16 protein-coding genes are annotated in these 15,988 nt (G+C 56.1%); 8 read left to right on the top strand and 8 right to left on the bottom strand.

From position 1 onward, the window contains the following. Positions 1-12: 12 nt before the first annotated feature. A complete protein-coding gene (gene lysM, locus DEU53_RS16415; protein ID WP_110867754.1) occupies positions 13-453 on the bottom strand; it encodes a peptidoglycan-binding protein LysM in 441 nt (146 codons plus the stop codon). Between the two features lie 205 nt (positions 454-658). Here lysM and nrdR point away from each other — a divergent pair, with 205 nt between their 5' ends. The 5 genes from nrdR (at position 659) to thiL (ending at position 4,239) form a co-directional block, all read left to right on the top strand. Further along, the gene (nrdR, locus tag DEU53_RS16410) at positions 659-1,108 is read left to right on the top strand and encodes a transcriptional regulator NrdR (RefSeq protein WP_008103978.1); all 450 of its coding nucleotides are present in this window, start codon (positions 659-661) and stop codon (positions 1,106-1,108) included. A gap of 3 nt (positions 1,109-1,111) precedes the next feature. Beyond that, complete coding sequence (gene ribD, locus DEU53_RS16405; RefSeq protein ID WP_110867753.1) at positions 1,112-2,215, top strand: bifunctional diaminohydroxyphosphoribosylaminopyrimidine deaminase/5-amino-6-(5-phosphoribosylamino)uracil reductase RibD; 1,104 nt, start codon at positions 1,112-1,114, stop codon at positions 2,213-2,215. Positions 2,216-2,305: 90 nt separating this feature from the next. After that, positions 2,306-2,776 carry a 6,7-dimethyl-8-ribityllumazine synthase gene (ribE, locus tag DEU53_RS16400; protein WP_007887008.1) on the top strand — a complete coding sequence of 157 codons (471 nt, stop codon included), beginning with the start codon at positions 2,306-2,308 and terminating at the stop codon, positions 2,774-2,776. A 19-nt stretch (positions 2,777-2,795) separates the two neighbouring features. Continuing rightward, positions 2,796-3,215, top strand: coding sequence for a transcription antitermination factor NusB (gene nusB, locus DEU53_RS16395; RefSeq protein ID WP_007887007.1), 420 nt, complete (start codon positions 2,796-2,798; stop codon positions 3,213-3,215). Positions 3,216-3,261: 46 nt separating this feature from the next. Beyond that, positions 3,262-4,239, top strand: a complete 978-nt coding sequence (gene thiL / locus DEU53_RS16390; RefSeq protein WP_101762440.1) for a thiamine-phosphate kinase — start codon at positions 3,262-3,264, stop codon at positions 4,237-4,239. A gap of 166 nt (positions 4,240-4,405) precedes the next feature. Here the strand turns inward: thiL and DEU53_RS16385 are convergent, their stop codons facing one another. The 4 genes from DEU53_RS16385 to xseB all read right to left on the bottom strand — a co-directional run bounded on the left by DEU53_RS16385 (position 4,406) and on the right by xseB (position 8,498). Further along, positions 4,406-5,380 (bottom strand): aldo/keto reductase, encoded by a 975-nt coding sequence (locus DEU53_RS16385; protein WP_110867752.1) that lies wholly within the window; start codon positions 5,378-5,380, stop codon positions 4,406-4,408. Between the two features lie 91 nt (positions 5,381-5,471). Continuing rightward, positions 5,472-7,337 carry a 1-deoxy-D-xylulose-5-phosphate synthase gene (gene dxs, locus DEU53_RS16380; RefSeq protein WP_110867751.1) on the bottom strand — a complete coding sequence of 622 codons (1,866 nt, stop codon included), beginning with the start codon at positions 7,335-7,337 and terminating at the stop codon, positions 5,472-5,474. A 19-nt stretch (positions 7,338-7,356) separates the two neighbouring features. Further along, entirely contained in the window at positions 7,357-8,256 is a 900-nt protein-coding gene (ispA, locus tag DEU53_RS16375) for a (2E,6E)-farnesyl diphosphate synthase (protein ID WP_101762437.1), read from the bottom strand. Further along, positions 8,256-8,498 carry an exodeoxyribonuclease VII small subunit gene (gene xseB / locus DEU53_RS16370; RefSeq protein ID WP_101762436.1) on the bottom strand — a complete coding sequence of 81 codons (243 nt, stop codon included), beginning with the start codon at positions 8,496-8,498 and terminating at the stop codon, positions 8,256-8,258. Before xseB ends, ispA begins: the two co-directional genes overlap by 1 nt. A gap of 237 nt (positions 8,499-8,735) precedes the next feature. Between xseB and thiI the strand changes: the two genes are divergently transcribed. Beyond that, positions 8,736-10,184 carry a tRNA uracil 4-sulfurtransferase ThiI gene (thiI, locus tag DEU53_RS16365; protein ID WP_110867750.1) on the top strand — a complete coding sequence of 483 codons (1,449 nt, stop codon included), beginning with the start codon at positions 8,736-8,738 and terminating at the stop codon, positions 10,182-10,184. Positions 10,185-10,298: 114 nt separating this feature from the next. Here thiI and yajL read toward each other — a convergent pair whose 3' ends face one another. Then, positions 10,299-10,907 (bottom strand): protein deglycase YajL, encoded by a 609-nt coding sequence (gene yajL / locus DEU53_RS16360; RefSeq protein WP_101762434.1) that lies wholly within the window; start codon positions 10,905-10,907, stop codon positions 10,299-10,301. Continuing rightward, on the bottom strand, positions 10,861-11,781 hold the full coding sequence (gene panE / locus DEU53_RS16355; RefSeq protein ID WP_110867749.1) for a 2-dehydropantoate 2-reductase: 921 nt from the start codon (positions 11,779-11,781) through the stop codon (positions 10,861-10,863). Before panE ends, yajL begins: the two co-directional genes overlap by 47 nt. Before the next feature lie 125 nt (positions 11,782-11,906). Between panE and DEU53_RS16350 the strand changes: the two genes are divergently transcribed. Beyond that, positions 11,907-12,398, top strand: coding sequence for a YajQ family cyclic di-GMP-binding protein (locus DEU53_RS16350; protein WP_110867748.1), 492 nt, complete (start codon positions 11,907-11,909; stop codon positions 12,396-12,398). On the opposite strand, the gene DEU53_RS16345 is transcribed toward DEU53_RS16350, so the two are convergent. Continuing rightward, positions 12,395-14,167, bottom strand: coding sequence for a sigma-54-dependent Fis family transcriptional regulator (locus DEU53_RS16345; protein WP_110867747.1), 1,773 nt, complete (start codon positions 14,165-14,167; stop codon positions 12,395-12,397). The genes DEU53_RS16350 and DEU53_RS16345 overlap by 4 nt on opposite strands. Positions 14,168-14,442: 275 nt before the next feature. Between DEU53_RS16345 and DEU53_RS16340 the strand changes: the two genes are divergently transcribed. Next, positions 14,443-15,963, top strand: a complete 1,521-nt coding sequence (locus DEU53_RS16340) for an aldehyde dehydrogenase family protein (protein WP_110867746.1) — start codon at positions 14,443-14,445, stop codon at positions 15,961-15,963. Positions 15,964-15,988: the final 25 nt, after the last annotated feature.

Here is a 15,988-nt window from a genome sequence, read left to right as displayed (position 1 = left end):
AATGTCCTTTCTTTATTCGGGAATTCGTAAAACCTGGCCAGGGTAGATCTTATCAGGATGCGTCAGCATTGGCTTGTTCGCCTCGAAAATCTTGTTGTATTGATTAGGATTTCCGTAGACCTCTTTCGATACTGCACTCAAGGTATCGCCTTTTTTCACGGTGTAGAATTTAGCAGGCGTAGCGGCATCGCTGGCGGTGACCTTGTCATCCACCTTGGTGATGCCCGCGACGTTACCGGCGGCCACCAGAATCTTCTCTTTTAACTCCTGAGAGATGCCATCACCAGTCACAGTAACGGTATCGCCTTTGACATCCACCTTGACCTTATCGCTGTCGGGCAAACCGAGTTTGTTGATGTGATCCTGCAATTTCTTGCTGGCATCGTCGCCGCCGCCACTGACGGCATCCCACAGTTTTTCTCCAGCATCTTTCACGAAATCAAACAGACCCATACATCCTCCAGATTTTTATGATGTTGGCCGCCTTGCTGGCGGCTCTTTAAGCGTAGTGGTTTTTTGCCTGTGGTCATGTAGGTGATGTCTTGCATTTGGCTTAACGTCACAAACGGGGATTCACACATTATGTGCCACACACATACATTTTGTGGCGCGATCGCGCTACACTGTGTGGCCTATTTATCTCGCATCAGGAAGCCTCATGCATTGCCCATTCTGCTCCGCTGTGGACACCAAAGTGATTGATTCTCGTCTGGTTAGTGAAGGATCGTCGGTGCGTCGCCGTCGTCAGTGTCTGGTGTGTCATGAGCGTTTTACCACCTTTGAAGTGGCAGAGTTGGTGATGCCGCGCGTGGTAAAAAGCAACGATGTGCGTGAACCCTTCAATGAAGACAAGCTCAGCAGCGGCATGATTAAGGCGCTGGAAAAACGCCCCGTCAGCGCCGATGCGGTTGAAAGCGCGGTCAATCATATTAAAACTCAGCTGCGTGCCACCGGTGAACGCGAAGTGCCAAGCGCACTGATCGGCAATCTGGTGATGGATGAGCTGAAAAAGCTCGATAAAGTGGCCTACATTCGCTTTGCCTCGGTCTATCGCAGCTTCGAAGATATTCGCGATTTTGGTGAAGAGATCGCCCGCCTACAGGACTAATCCATGACTGACGAACGCTATATGGCGCGCGCGCTGGAACTGGCGCGGCGCGGACGCTTTACCACCACACCTAATCCCAACGTCGGCTGCGTGATTGTGCGCGAGGGCGAGATTGTCGGCGAAGGCTGGCATCAGCGCGCCGGCGAACCGCACGCCGAAGTGCATGCGCTGCGTATGGCGGGCGAACGAGCTGCTGGCGCAACCGCGTATGTCACGCTGGAACCTTGTAGCCACCATGGACGCACGCCGCCGTGCTGCGATGCGCTGATTGCCGCAGGCGTGACGCGCGTGGTCGCCGCGATGCAGGATCCCAATCCGCAGGTGGCAGGACGTGGACTCTACCGTTTACAGCAGGCGGGCATCGACGTCAGTCATGGCCTGATGATGAACGAAGCGGAAGCGCTGAACCGGGGTTTTCTCAAACGTATGCGGACCGGATTCCCGTGGATCCAGCTGAAACTCGGCGCATCCCTTGATGGCCGCACCGCCATGGCGAGTGGCGAAAGTCAGTGGATCACATCCGCGGCCGCAAGGCGCGATGTGCAACGTTTACGCGCCCAGAGTTCAGCTATTCTTAGCACCAGCGCCACGGTGTTGGCTGACAATCCGTCGCTCACGGTACGCTGGAGGCAATTGAATGAAGAGGTGCGTGCGCAGCTTGATGAAAGCCAGCTGCGTCAGCCGGTGCGCGTGGTGATTGACAGCCAACAGCGCGTCACGCCGCAACACCGACTGATTGACCAGCCAGGCGAAACCTGGCTAATGCGCTGCGAGCCCGATCAACACGCGTGGCCCGCCAGCGTGACCCAGATTGCGGTGCCGCAGCGTGGTGAACAGCTTGATTTGGTCGCGGTGATGATGTTGCTCGGCCAGCGCCAGATCAACAGCGTGTGGGTGGAAGCGGGTGCCGGATTAGCGGGTGCTTTGCTGCAAGCGGGCTTGGTGGATGAGCTGATTGTTTACATGGCGCCAAAGCTGTTAGGGAATGCCGCACGCGGCCTGTGCACGCTGCCCGGACTGGAACAGCTGGCCGATGCGCCGGCCCTGAATTTTAGCGATGTGCGCCTGGTTGGCGATGACCTGCGCCTGACGCTGACGCCGCGCTGAAAGCGCGCGGAAAAGCCTGAGCGCGTCGCCAAAGAGTATGATAGAATCCGCCCCCTTCTGCGGGGCCATAAAACAACCCAAAGGATATGTATGAAAGTTATCGAAGCTCCTGTTGCCACGCCTGATGCAAACATTGCCATCGTAATTGCGCGTTTTAACAACTTCATTAATGACAGCCTGCTGGACGGCGCGATTGACGCACTTAAGCGCATCGGCCAGGTGAAAGCAGATAACATCACCGTTGTCTGGGTTCCAGGTGCATACGAACTGCCGCTGGCAGCACGCGCACTGGCGAAAGCCGGTAAGCACGACGCCATTGTTGCGTTGGGCACTGTCATCCGTGGCGGCACCGCACATTTCGAATATGTGGCCGGTGAAGCCAGCTCGGGCATTGCGCACGTCGCGATGACCAGCGAAATCCCGGTGACCTTCGGCGTGTTGACCACTGAAAATATCGAGCAGGCGATTGAACGCGCCGGCACGAAAGCAGGTAATAAAGGTGCCGAAGCGGCCCTGACTGCACTCGAAATGATCAACGTATTGAAAGCCATCAAAGCCTGATTTTTGTAAGGGGAATTTTGTGAAACCTGCTGCTCGTCGTCGCGCCCGTGAGTGCGCTGTCCAGGCGCTTTACTCCTGGCAGCTGTCTAAGAACGACATTGCCGATGTGGAATACCAGTTTCTGGCGGAACAAGACGTCAAAGACGTCGATATTAGCTATTTCCGCGAATTGCTGGCCGGTGTGGCGACTAACAGCGCGTACCTGGACGGTCTGATGAAGCCTTACCTGTCGCGTCAGCTGGAAGAGCTGGGCCAGGTAGAAAAAGCCATCCTGCGTATTTCGCTGTATGAGCTGAGCAAGCGTTCTGATGTGCCGTATAAAGTGGCCATCAACGAAGGCATCGAGTTGGCAAAAGTGTTTGGTGCTGAAGACAGCCACAAATTCGTCAACGGTGTGCTCGACAAAGCTGCCCCGCAAATTCGACCAAACAAAAAATAGCGTTAAAGGCCGGTTATCCGGCCTTTTTCTCATTGAGACCTGACTTATGTCTTGTGGTGAATTCGAACTGATTGCACGTTACTTTAACCGCGTCACCAGCTCCCGCCGCGATGTGGAGAAAGGAATTGGTGACGACTGCGCGTTACTTAACGTGCCAGAAAAACAGACACTTGCCATCAGCACCGACACGCTGGTTGCAGGCGTCCACTTCTTACGTGATATCCATCCCGCCGATCTCGGCTACAAAGCCGTCGCCGTTAATCTCAGTGATTTAGCCGCCATGGGCGCCGATCCGGCCTGGCTGACGCTGGCATTAACGCTGCCTGAAATTGATGAACCGTGGGTGGCGGCCTTTAGCGACAGCCTGTTTGAGCTGCTGGATTACTATGACATGCAGCTGATTGGTGGCGATACCACGCGCGGACCGCTGAGCATGACGCTCGGCATTCACGGTTTAGTGCCAGTGGGAAGGGCGCTGAAACGTTCGGGCGCGAAGCCAGGCGACTGGATCTTTGTCACCGGCACCTTGGGTGACAGCGCGGCCGGTTTATCGCTGCTGCAGCATCGCCATCGCCTGAACGATCCGGCGGTGCACGAAGCGTTGATCAAACGCCATTTGCGTCCAATGCCGCGCGTGCTGCAAGGCCAGGCGCTGCGGGGGCTGGCAACCTCGGCGATCGATATCTCTGATGGCCTGATTTCCGATCTCGGCCATGTGCTGACCGCCAGCCGCGTTGGCGCTCGCATCAATCTCGACGCGTTACCGCTTTCAGCGGCCCTGCGCGATCACTTCGAGCCTGAACTGGTGCTGAAATGGGCGTTGAGCGGCGGCGAAGATTACGAGCTGTGCTTTACCGTGCCAGAAGTGAACCGTGGCGCGATTGACGTGGCGCTCGGCCATTTTGGTGTGCCTTATACCTGTATTGGGCAGATTGCACCCGAATCGGAAGGGCTGAGTTTGCTGGAGAACGGCAAACCGCGCAGTGTAGATGTGAAAGGGTTTGATCACTTCGGCGCGAAGTAAATTGCCCTCACCCTAACCCTCTCCCACAAGTGGGAGAGGGGACGATTAGGTAGGGACTGCTCGTTCTGCTCCAACAAGTGGGAGAGGGGACAATTAGGTGGGTACTGCACGTTCCGCTCCCTCGCCCGCTTGCGGGAGAGGGTTGGGGTGAGGGGAATAGTCTACCTTACTCAAACCCCACCACCGGGTGCGGTTGATATACCGTTTCCAGCTCGGCAATCTCATTCTCACTCAACTCAACATCCACCGCTTTCACTAGCTCGGCGAACTGTTGCTCGCGCGAAGCGCCAATGATCGGCGCGGTGACCGCCGGTTTATGTAATAGCCACGCCAGCGCCACCTGCGCGCGCGTCACGCCTTTGTCGGCGGCTACGTTAGCCAGACGCTCTGCAATTGCCGCATCGTTCTCTTCGGTGCCGGTATACAGCTTCTCCATCACATTATCCGATACCGAACGTGCGGTGGTTTCGCCCCATGGACGCGTGAGTTTACCGCGCGCCAGCGGGCTCCACGGCAGCACCGCGATCCCTTCGCGCTGACACAGCGGATGCATGTCATTCTCTTCCTCACGCTGAATCAGGTTGTACTGATCCTGCATGCTGACAAAGCGCGCCCAGTTATTTTGCTTTTGCAGATCCAGCGCCTGAGCAAACTGCGATGCGTGCATTGATGATGCACCGATGTAACGCGCCTTGCCGGATTTCACCACTTCATGTAGCGCTTCCAGCGTCTCTTCAATCGGCGTGGCGTAATCCCAGCGGTGAATCTGCAGCAGATCGACATACTCCATACCTAGGCGCGTCAGGCTGTCATCAATCGATTGCAGGATATTCTGGCGCGACAAGCCTTGTGACAGATTACTCAGCGGGAAATAGACCTTGGTGGCGACCACAACCTGATCGCGACGGGCAAAATCTTTCAGCGCCCGGCCCACAATCTCTTCGCTGCTGCCATCGGAATAGCTGTTAGCGGTATCGAAGAAGTTGATGCCGGCTTCCAGCGCCTGCTTGATCAACGGTCGGCTGCTCTCTTCAGGCAGCGTCCACGCGTGATTGCCGCGCGTGGGATCGCCGTAAGTCATGCAGCCTAAACAGAGACGTGAAACCTGTAAGTCGGTTTGGCCTAGGGGAATGGTTTTCATCTATTTGGGCTCCTGCTCTTATGCTTGAGGGAAATCGTTCCCTAAGCATAAGAGCAGGCTCGCTCACCGGGCGGTGAGCGAGTCGGGCAGATTACTGGGCGAGCCAGTCAGAGATTTGCTGCTGAATACCGGCGGCATCCAGCTGATAATCCTGACGTACTTCTTCCTGCGTACCTTGCGGGATGAACTCATCCGGCAGGCCGAGGTTGAGCACCGGCACGCGCAGGCGTTTTGCCATCACGTACTCGTTGACGCCGCTGCCGGCGCCGCCTTTGATGGCGCCTTCTTCCAGCGTAACCAGCGAATCGTGGCTGGCCGCCAGCTCGGCAATCAGTGCTTCATCGAGTGGCTTCACAAAACGCATATCCACCAGCGTGGCATTCAGCGCTTCCGCAGCGGCAGCGGCTTCTGGCAGCAAAGTACCGAAGTTAAGGATCGCCAGCTTTTCGCCGCGACGCTTCACGATACCTTTGCCCAGCGGCAAGCTCGCCAGCGGTTCCAGCGTTGCGCCGGTGCCGGTACCGCGCGGGTAACGCACCGCACTTGGGCCATCCTGATAGTGATATCCAGTGTAAAGCATCAGACGACATTCGTTTTCATCGCTTGGCGTCATGATCACCATCTCTGGCACGCAGCGTAAGAACGCGATATCAAATGCGCCCTGATGAGTTTGACCGTCCGCGCCGACAATACCGCCGCGATCGATAGCAAACAGCACCGGCAATTTCTGAATGGCGACGTCGTGGATCAGCTGATCGTAGGCGCGCTGCAGGAAGGTCGAGTAGATCGCCACAACCGGTTTGTAACCACCAATCGCCATACCCGCCGCGAACGTTACCGCGTGCTGCTCGGCAATCGCCACATCAAAATATTGCTGCGGATAGTCGCGTGAGTAGCTCACCATGCCCGAACCTTCGCGCATCGCTGGCGTGACCGCCATCAGGCGCGGATCGTCAGCCGCCATTTCGCTCAGCCAGTTGCCGAAAATCTTCGAGTAGCTTGGCAAGCCGGGCACGCTTTTCGGCAGCGCCAGGCTGGCGGGATCGAACTTCGGTACCGCATGCCAGGTAATCGGATCTTCTTCCGCAGGGGCATAACCTTTGCCCTTTTTGGTCATGATGTGCAGGAACTGCGGACCTTTCAGATCGCGCATGTTCTTCAGCGTGCTCACCAGCGTCAGCACGTCGTGACCATCTACCGGGCCGATGTAGTTAAAGCCTAGCTCTTCAAACAGCGTACCCGGCACCACCATGCCTTTCAGGTGCTCTTCTGTGCGCTTCACCAGCTCTTTGATCGGCGGCAAACCGCCCAATACACGCTTGCCGCCTTCGCGCAGGCGTGAATAGGTTTTCCCGGAGAGAATCTGTGCCAGGCGATTGTTGAGTGCACCCACGTTCTCGGAGATCGACATCTCGTTGTCGTTGAGGATCACCAGCATATCCGGCTTGATGTCACCGGCGTGGTTCATGGCTTCAAACGCCATGCCAGCGGTGATCGCGCCATCGCCAATAATACAGGCGGTGCGGCGGCCTTTGCCTTCACGTTCGGCGGCAACCGCCATGCCGAGCCCGGCGCTGATCGAGGTGGAGGAGTGACCTACGCTCAGCACGTCGTACTCACTCTCACCGCGCCACGGGAACGGATGCAGGCCATTTTTCTGGCGGATGGTGCCGATGCGATCGCGGCGTCCGGTCAGAATTTTGTGCGGATAGGCCTGATGTCCCACGTCCCACACCAGATGATCAAAGGGGGTGTTATAAACATAATGCAGCGCCACTGTTAGCTCGACGACGCCCAGACCCGATGCAAAGTGGCCGGAAGATCGGCTCACGCTATCCAGCAGATACTGACGCAGTTCGTCACACAGCTCCGGAAGTTTTTCTTTCGGTAATAAACGTAATTCCTGAACCGTGTTGGCTAACGCCAGTGTCGGGTATTTTGCAATATCAAAACTCATCAGAGACTCATTATGAAAGTTATTTATCGCGTTCAATTATGAAGCTTGCCAGCGCTTGTAAGGCGAGTGTGTTGTAAGACTGTGCCGCCAGAATATCGAGCGCGCCGAGCGCCTCTTGATAAAGATCCCAGGCTTTACTGCGGGCATTTTCCAGCCCCATCAATGAAGGATAGGTGCTTTTACCCAATGCCTGATCCGCGCCCTGTGTTTTTCCTAACACGGCGGTATCGCCGACCACATCGAGGATGTCATCCTGCACCTGAAACGCCAGTCCGATGGCATTGGCGTAGGTATCCAGTAGCGGCATCGCGGCGCGGCCACGATCGCCGGCGGCTAATGCGCCAAGACGTACCGCGGCGCGAATTAACGCGCCGGTTTTATGGCGGTGAATCTGTTCCAGCTGCGCCAGATCGATGCTTTTGCCTTCCGCCGCCAAATCCAGTGCCTGACCGCCGCACATGCCTGCCACGCCGCTGGCCTGCGCCAGTTCGGAAATCATCGCAATACGCGCGTCGGCGCTGACGCCAGGCATCGGCTGATCGGCCAGAATCGAAAAGGCCAAAGTTTGCAGAGCATCGCCGGCGAGAATCGCCGTGTCTTCACCATATTTAATATGGCAGGTTGGCTGCCCGCGGCGTAACGCATCGTCGTCCATCGCCGGCAGATCGTCATGAATCAGGGAATAAGCATGGATGCATTCCACGGCCGCAGCCGGCACATCGAGGCTGGCGGCATCGGCCTTTAGCATTTCGCCTGTTGCGTACACCAGAAAGGGACGCAGACGCTTACCGCCTAATAATGCCCCATACTCCATGGCATTCACCAGAGGAGAACTCTGAAAAGGAAGTGGATCTATTAAGCGCGTCAATGCCTGATTAACGCGTTGATGGTAAGCGCTCAGCAGTTTAGCAAAATCCATTACTCATTTTCCGGGGTAAAAGGGGCGAGGGCGGCATCTTTCTCATCGCTAAGCAGAATTTGCACACGCTGCTCTGCCTGCTGCAGGGTTTGCTGACCGGTACGTGCCAATTGTACGCCGCGTTCAAATTCGTTCAGCGCCTGCTCTAACGGCAGCTCGCCACTTTCCAGGCGGCTAACAATCTGTTCCAGCTGCTCTAATGCGCTTTCAAAACTGGCAGGCGCTTCGGCTTTTTTCGGCATAATCAGTGTCGACTCACAGGTTAGGAGATCATCTTGCAATCGGTCATGGTAGCTGACGAGGATTAATTAGCAAAATAATGAATGTGATGAAGGTTGCTTAAAGCAGTCACCCGGCAAAGGTGATATACTTTTGCGCCTCGGATGCGGGGGCTCCTGAATTAACCCGCAATTATATGATTTTAACAGTTAAGTGCCGATGCTTTTAGCACTTATTTGTCCAAACGAACCCCTGTCGCCATGAAGTTTATCGTCAAGCTGTTTCCAGAAATCACCATCAAAAGTCAGTCGGTACGTCTGCGTTTTATCAAAATTCTCTCCAGTAGCATTCGTAATATTTTGCGCACCGTGGATGAAGAGATTAAAGTCGTGCGCCATTGGGACCACATTGAAGTGCGTTCTAAGAATGAGTCGCTGCGCGAGACCCTTGTCACCGAACTGACGCGCATTCCGGGCATTCACCATGTGCTGGCGGTGGAAGATCGCGCCTACACCGATATGCACGACATCTTCGAGCAGACGCTGGTGCTGAACCGCGAGCGTCTGGAAGGCAAAAGCTTCTGCGTGCGCGTCAAGCGTCGCGGCAAGCATAGCTTCAGCTCGCAGGACGTGGAACGCTACGTTGGCGGCGGCCTTAACCAACACATCGCCAGCGCGCGCGTGCAGCTCAATCGTCCGGAAGAAACGGTGAATCTGGAGATCGACGACGATCGCCTGTTGCTGATCACCGCACGCTATGAAGGCTTAGGCGGATTCCCGATTGGTACCCAGGAAGATGTTCTGTCACTGATTTCCGGCGGTTTTGATTCTGGCGTGTCGAGCTACATGCTGATGCGTCGCGGCTGCCGCGTGCATTACTGCTTCTTCAACCTTGGCGGTGCGGCACACGAGATTGGCGTGCGCCAGGTTGCACATTACCTGTGGCAGCGCTTTGGTCGCTCACACCGCGTACGTTTCGTAGCGATCAACTTCGAGCCGGTAGTCGGTGAGATTCTTGAGAAAGTGGACGACGGCCAAATGGGCGTGGTGCTGAAGCGTATGATGGTGCGTGCGGCGTCAATGGTGGCGGAACGTTACGGCGTGCAGGCGCTGGTGACCGGCGAAGCGCTGGGCCAGGTTTCCAGCCAGACGCTGACCAACCTGCGTTTGATCGATAACGCCTCCGATACGCTGATTCTGCGTCCGCTGATCTCCCATGACAAAGAGCACATCATTGATGTGGCACGTAAGATCGGCACCGAAGATTTTGCCCGCACCATGCCAGAATATTGCGGCGTGATTTCGAAAAGCCCAACCGTTAAAGCGGTGAAGGGCAAGATCGAAGCGGAAGAGCAAAACTTCGATTTCGAGATACTTCATCGCGTGGTGCAGGAAGCCAGCAACGTCGATATCCGTGAAATCGCCGAGCAGACGGAAGAAGAAGTGGTGGAAGTTGAAACCGTTGACTCCTTCATCAGCAACGACGTGGTGCTGGATATCCGTTCGGCCGATGAGCAGGAGGCGAATCCGCTGATCGTTGAAGGCGTTGAAGTGAAGACTCTGGCGTTCTATAAACTCAGCACCCAGTTTGGCGACCTGGACCAGAGTAAAACCTGGCTGCTGTATTGCGATCGCGGTGTGATGAGTCGCTTGCAGGCGCTCTATCTGCATGAGCAGGGCTTCAAAAACGTGAAGGTTTATCGTCCATAAGCGATAAACCGTAGCGGCGCGATGAATCACGCGTATTTCATGCGGCATCAGTGTTGCAGTGAAATGCGCAATTAATCACGCCGCTACAATCATGTGCAGTCTGTTGTAACAACGTTACCGCTCTTCAAACTCCTGATAATTATAAATCCCTGCTGCTAACACCAGCTGTGAAGCCACTTCACGCGCGGTCTCTTTATTCACCAGCAAATCAATCAGCTTCAACGCAAAATCCATTGCGGTGCCCGGTCCCTGGCTGGTCAGCAGATTAACGCGCGGATCCCACACCACGCGGCGCTCCATCCATTTGCTGTCGGGAATGGTGTCACGCAGGCCGGGAAAACCGGTCATATTGCCGACCGGAAACAGATCGTGCGCGACCAAAACCGTGCCCGGCGCGGCACAAATCGCCGCCACAATCTTGCTGGAGAGATGGAACTGGCGCACGGTTTCCACCAGTAACGGGCTGTCGCGGAAGGTCTGCGCGCCTTTCAAACCGCCGGGCAGCACAATCGCATCGTAGTCGTTATCCGCCACCTCAACCAAAGGCGCATCCGCCAGCAGCCGCACGCCGCGCGAACAGACGATCTCACGCGTGCCATCGCTCTCCACGCTGGCGGTGGTGACGCTTAATCCGCCGCGTACCAGCAAATCGATAGTGGTGACCGCTTCGGTCTCTTCACTTCCATGTGCCAGGCAAACCAGAACCGATGCGTTCGCGCTCATAGTGGGACTCCTTACGTTTAATCAGATCGTACAAACGGGTGTTTTCCGGCAGTGAAATGCCCTGCGCGCGGGCGCGACGCAACAGGTAGCCGGTGATGTAATCAATTTCGGTCAGACGCTGCGCGCGCACATCCTGCAACATTGATGAGGTATTGGCGGCGGTGCTATCGATCACGTCGTAAATGATGTCGCGCAGATTATCCACCGCCATGTGCTGGCCTTCGCGCTCCATCACCCAGGCGATCTCTTCGCACAGCAGCGCGACTTGTTCCGGCCAGGCGCGCAGCGCCCCGTTCTGGCAATCGTGCTCAACGGTCATCGGATTGATCACGCAGTTGATTGCCAGCTTGCGCCAGCTGGCGGCGGCGATATTGTCATGCCAGGCCACATCCGGCAGCGCCTGATGCAGAATATCAGCGATATCGCTGAGTGCGGCGCTCTCACTATTAGCAGGGCCGATATGGGTGATGCCGTGCGCAATATGCTTAATCACCGTGCCGTCGCGCATTGCCGCGTGCGTGGTGATGCCGCGCAACAGCGGCTGACGCAAATCTTTCAGCTCTTCCAACGTTCCCATGCCGTTATGCAGCAGCAGAATTGGCGCGTGCGTCGGCAGCACGCTTTGCAGATTTTTCACCGCAGGGGAAACCTGGGGCGCTTTGAGCGTCACCAGTAACAGCTGGCTTTCGGCGAGGAACAGCGGATCGTTGGCAATAAAGGTGTGATTGCTCACCTCGCCTTGCGGATCGACTACGTTGGCTGAGCAATAGGGCTGCGGTACACGTAACCAGCCCTGCACCTCATGTCCCTGACGGGCGAGAGCGGCGAGCCAAATTTGACCTAAGGCGCCACACCCCAACACGGTAATTTTCATTTTGCCTCCCGTGGGCGGGTTCCTGTTTTCACGTTACGGGTAAGTATAGCTTTCCGCGTATCGTGTTTTATTAGCGCCACAAGACGCGTATTATGCATGTCACTTTAGTATCAGGAGAAGAAAAGATGCCATCTTTCGATATCGTTTCCGAAGTCGAATTGTCGGAAGTGCGAAATGCCGTGGAGAATGCGAACCGCGAGATCTCAACTCGTTTCGATTTCCGTAACGTGAGTGCAACCATTGAGCTCAACGAAAAGAACGAGACCATCAAACTCAGCAGCGAATCTGATTTCCAGGTCAAACAGCTGGTGGATATTCTGCGCGAAAAGTTGCTGAAGCGTGGCATTGAAGGCGCGGCGATTGAAGTGCCAGAAGAGATCGTGCACAGCGGTAAAAACTGGTCGGTGGAAGCCAAGCTGAAGAAAGGTATCGAAAGTGATATCGCGAAAAAGCTGGTGAAGCTGATTAAAGACAGCAAGCTGAAAGTGCAGACGCAGATTCAGGGTGAAGAACTGCGCGTAACCGGTAAGTCACGCGACGACCTGCAAGGTGCGATGGCGCTGGTGCGCGGTGGCAACCTCGGTCAGCCTTTCCAGTTCAAAAACTTCCGCGACTAATCGCGTTTGTCGCGCGCCGCACGACGATAAAGCGTGCTGCGCGCGACGCCTAAGGCTTCCGCCGTTTTACTGATATTACCATTGAAGCGCTGCAGCGTTTCGCTGATCAACCGCCTATCATGACTCTGCCGATCGGACTGTGGCTGCACCGCCGCACGCCGATACTCTGCCGGTAAATGGACCTCTGTCACTTCTTCACCTTCATCCGCCAGTGCCAACATTACGCGTAACAAGCTGCGCAATTGCCGCACGTTGCCCGGCCACGGCAGCTGCGCCAGAGCCGTCAACAGCGCAGGTGAGAGCTGAATATCGCGATCCGCGCCGCCCAGCTCCAGCCATAATCGACGGATAAAACCTTCCACATCCGGCCAGGCGCGCAGCGGCGGAATGGTCATCGAGAATTCCTGCAGACGATAGAGTAAATCTTCTCGGAATTCACCTTCAGCTACACGCTGTGCCAAATCGCGGTGCGTGGCGCTGATCACCGCGAAATTTACCGGCCAGCTGCGGCTGGATCCGAGCGGCGCCACCTCTTTCTCCTGCAACACGCGTAGCAAGCGGGTTTGCAGTGCCAGCGGCATATCGCCAATTTCATCGAGGAACAGCACGCCGCCATCTGCTTCACGAATTTTGCCGATGTAACCATTCTTGCTCGCGCCGGTGAACGCGCCGGGTTGATAGCCAAACAGCTCAGATTCAATCAGCGCTTCGGGGATGGCCGCGCAGTTAATGGCAACGAATTTGCCTTCGCGCCAGCGGCTTTGCTGATGCAGTGCGCGGCTGACATACTCTTTGCCGCTGCCGGTTTCGCCGTGAATGCACAGTGAAACGCCGGCATTGAGCAGTCGCACCATCTTCTCGCCATCGCGCCCCAGCGAGAAAGGCAGCTCGCTGGCGGGTTCGCTCGGCGTGGCAAAATGGCTGCGCTGCGGTGCTCGCAGGCGAAAATAGTAGCGCTGCGTAGCGTAATCGAGCGGAGCGGGAATGCTGTTGGCGTGCTGCTGCTGTTGCGGAAACAGTTGTTGAAAGGTCACGCTGCCGAGTTGCCCGACGCTCAGCGCCAGTTCGCGCATCGCCAGACGATTGGCGGCGGTCAGGACGTTATCCGAGAACACCAGCAGCAGTTCATCGCTGGTATCAATACCCTGCGGCTGCAGATGCAGGCTCATCAACCATTGCTGCGGGTGCAGGCTCTGCTTCACCCACAAATATTCGATCTGTTTCGCCGCAGCTTTCACCCAGCTAAAGGTCTGCGGATGCGGGAAGTGCGCCGGGCCGGAAATATCCAGCACGCCAGCAATCTGACCGTTGGGCATTTGCAGCGGCATCGCCGCACAGTACAAACCTTGATTGAGCGTCAGGAAGTGCTGATGACCTTGAATCTCGCAGCCATCATCAATCGCCAGCGCGGTGCCAATCGCATTGGTGCCACGCCCGCATTCACTCCATAAATTACCCGGCGCCAGCGCATAACGTTGGGCTTTTTCCAGCGAGGGCATATCGCCAAAGGTATTGAGCACCAAACCGGTGGCATCCGACAAAATCACCACCGATTGCTTCTCGGCCAGCTTCTGCGCCAGCTGTTTGATCACCGGCTGCGCGAATTGCTGCAGCCCGGCATTGCTGGCAAGCACATCGGCCAGTTCACCCTGGCGAACACGCGGAAAATCATCGGCGGTGCGATCGAGACCATACAGCTGGCTACGGAACCAGGAGTCGCTTAATAGCGGATTGGCGTTAACGGCAGACGCGGATGGATGTCCCTGCATTGATGACCTCATGCCCAAGCGAAAGTGTTGCGACATTGTAGCGGGTCGGTTTCTGTACTGTTGCGATACGCAACACAGATGGTGAACTTTTCTGCACAACATAGCCAGGTCATGTTGTGCGGCGGCTCTTAACTTAATGATGATATTGGTTTTTTAATGAAATATCGTCTGATGAAAAAAGCTGGCACGCCCGCTGCAATAGCTCCTCTGACAGCACGTTTTCTGGAAGGCGACTGAGCCTTCAGAATATCTGACCCTACATAAAGGAGTTTGCGATGCGTTATGCACATCCCGGTACGCCCGGCGCTTTGGTCTCATTCCAGGCGATTTACGGCAACTACATTGCGGGCAAATTCGTCGAGCCGCTCAGCGGCCAATACTTCACTAACACCTCGCCAGTGAATGGCAGCGATATCGCGCAGTTCCCGCGTTCGGATGCGCGCGATATCGATTTAGCGTTGGATGCGGCGCATCAGGCGGCCGATGCCTGGGGAAAAACCAGCGTGCAGCATCGCGCCAACATCCTGTTGCAGGTGGCGGATCGCATTGAGGCCAATCTCGAAAAACTGGCGGTAGCGGAGAGCTGGGATAACGGTAAACCGATTCGCGAAACCCTGAACGCCGATCTTCCGCTGGCGGTGGATCACTTCCGTTACTTCGCCGGTTGCCTGCGTGCGCAAGAGGGCAGCACCGCGGAGATCGATGAAACCACCGTGGCATATCACTTTCATGAACCGCTCGGCGTGGTTGGGCAAATCATTCCGTGGAACTTCCCGCTGTTAATGGCGGCGTGGAAACTGGCGCCAGCGCTGGCGGCGGGCAACTGTGTCGTGCTGAAACCGGCGGAACAGACGCCGCTCGGTATTACTCTGCTGATGGAGGTGATTGGCGATCTCTTCCCGGCTGGCGTGTTGAATGTGGTGCAGGGCTTTGGTCGTGAAGCGGGTGAAGCGCTGGCGACCAGCAAACGCATCGCCAAAATCGCCTTTACCGGTTCAACGCCGGTGGGGCGCCACATTATGGCCTGCGCTGCTGAAAACATCATTCCCTGTACCGTCGAGCTGGGCGGCAAGTCGCCGAATATCTACTTCGCTGATGTGATGGATGGTGAGGACGAGTTTATTGAGAAGGCGGTGGAAGGTTTAGTACTCGGTTTCTTCAATCAGGGTGAAGTCTGTACCTGTCCATCGCGCGCCTTGATTCATGAATCGATCTATCAACCCTTTATGGATCGCGTGATGGCCAAGGTGGCGAACATCCGTCGCGGCGATCCGCTCGATAGCGACACCATGATTGGTGCACAGGCTTCACGCCAGCAATTCGATAAAATCCTGTCGTATATCAACATCGCACGCGACGAAGGCGGGCAAATTCTCACCGGTGGCGATCGCGCCAGCATGGCCACCGAGCTGAATGATGGATTCTACATTCAGCCGACCTTAATCAAAGGAACCAACCAGATGCGCTGTTTCCAGGAGGAGATTTTTGGGCCGGTGATTGGTGTTACCACCTTTAAGGATGAGGCAGAAGCGCTCGCCATCGCCAACGAAACCCAGTTCGGTCTTGGTGCGGGCGTGTGGACGCGCGATACCAATCTGGCTTATCGCATGGGACGCGGCATCAAAGCCGGGCGCGTCTGGACCAACTGTTATCACATCTATCCCGCTCACGCGGCATTCGGCGGTTACAAGCAGTCGGGTGTAGGCCGTGAGACGCACAAAATGGCGCTCAGCGCCTATCAACAAACCAAAAATCTGCTGGTTAGCTATGGCACCGCGCCTTTGGGCCTGTTCTAAGTCCGCATCCGTTCAAATGGAGAGT

The sequence above is a fragment of the Pantoea sp. AG1095 genome, assembly GCF_003208415.1.
GTDB lineage: Bacteria > Pseudomonadota > Gammaproteobacteria > Enterobacterales > Enterobacteriaceae > Pantoea > Pantoea leporis.
Note: the sequence above shows the minus strand (reverse complement) of the source record. Positions and strands in the feature narration are given on the sequence as shown.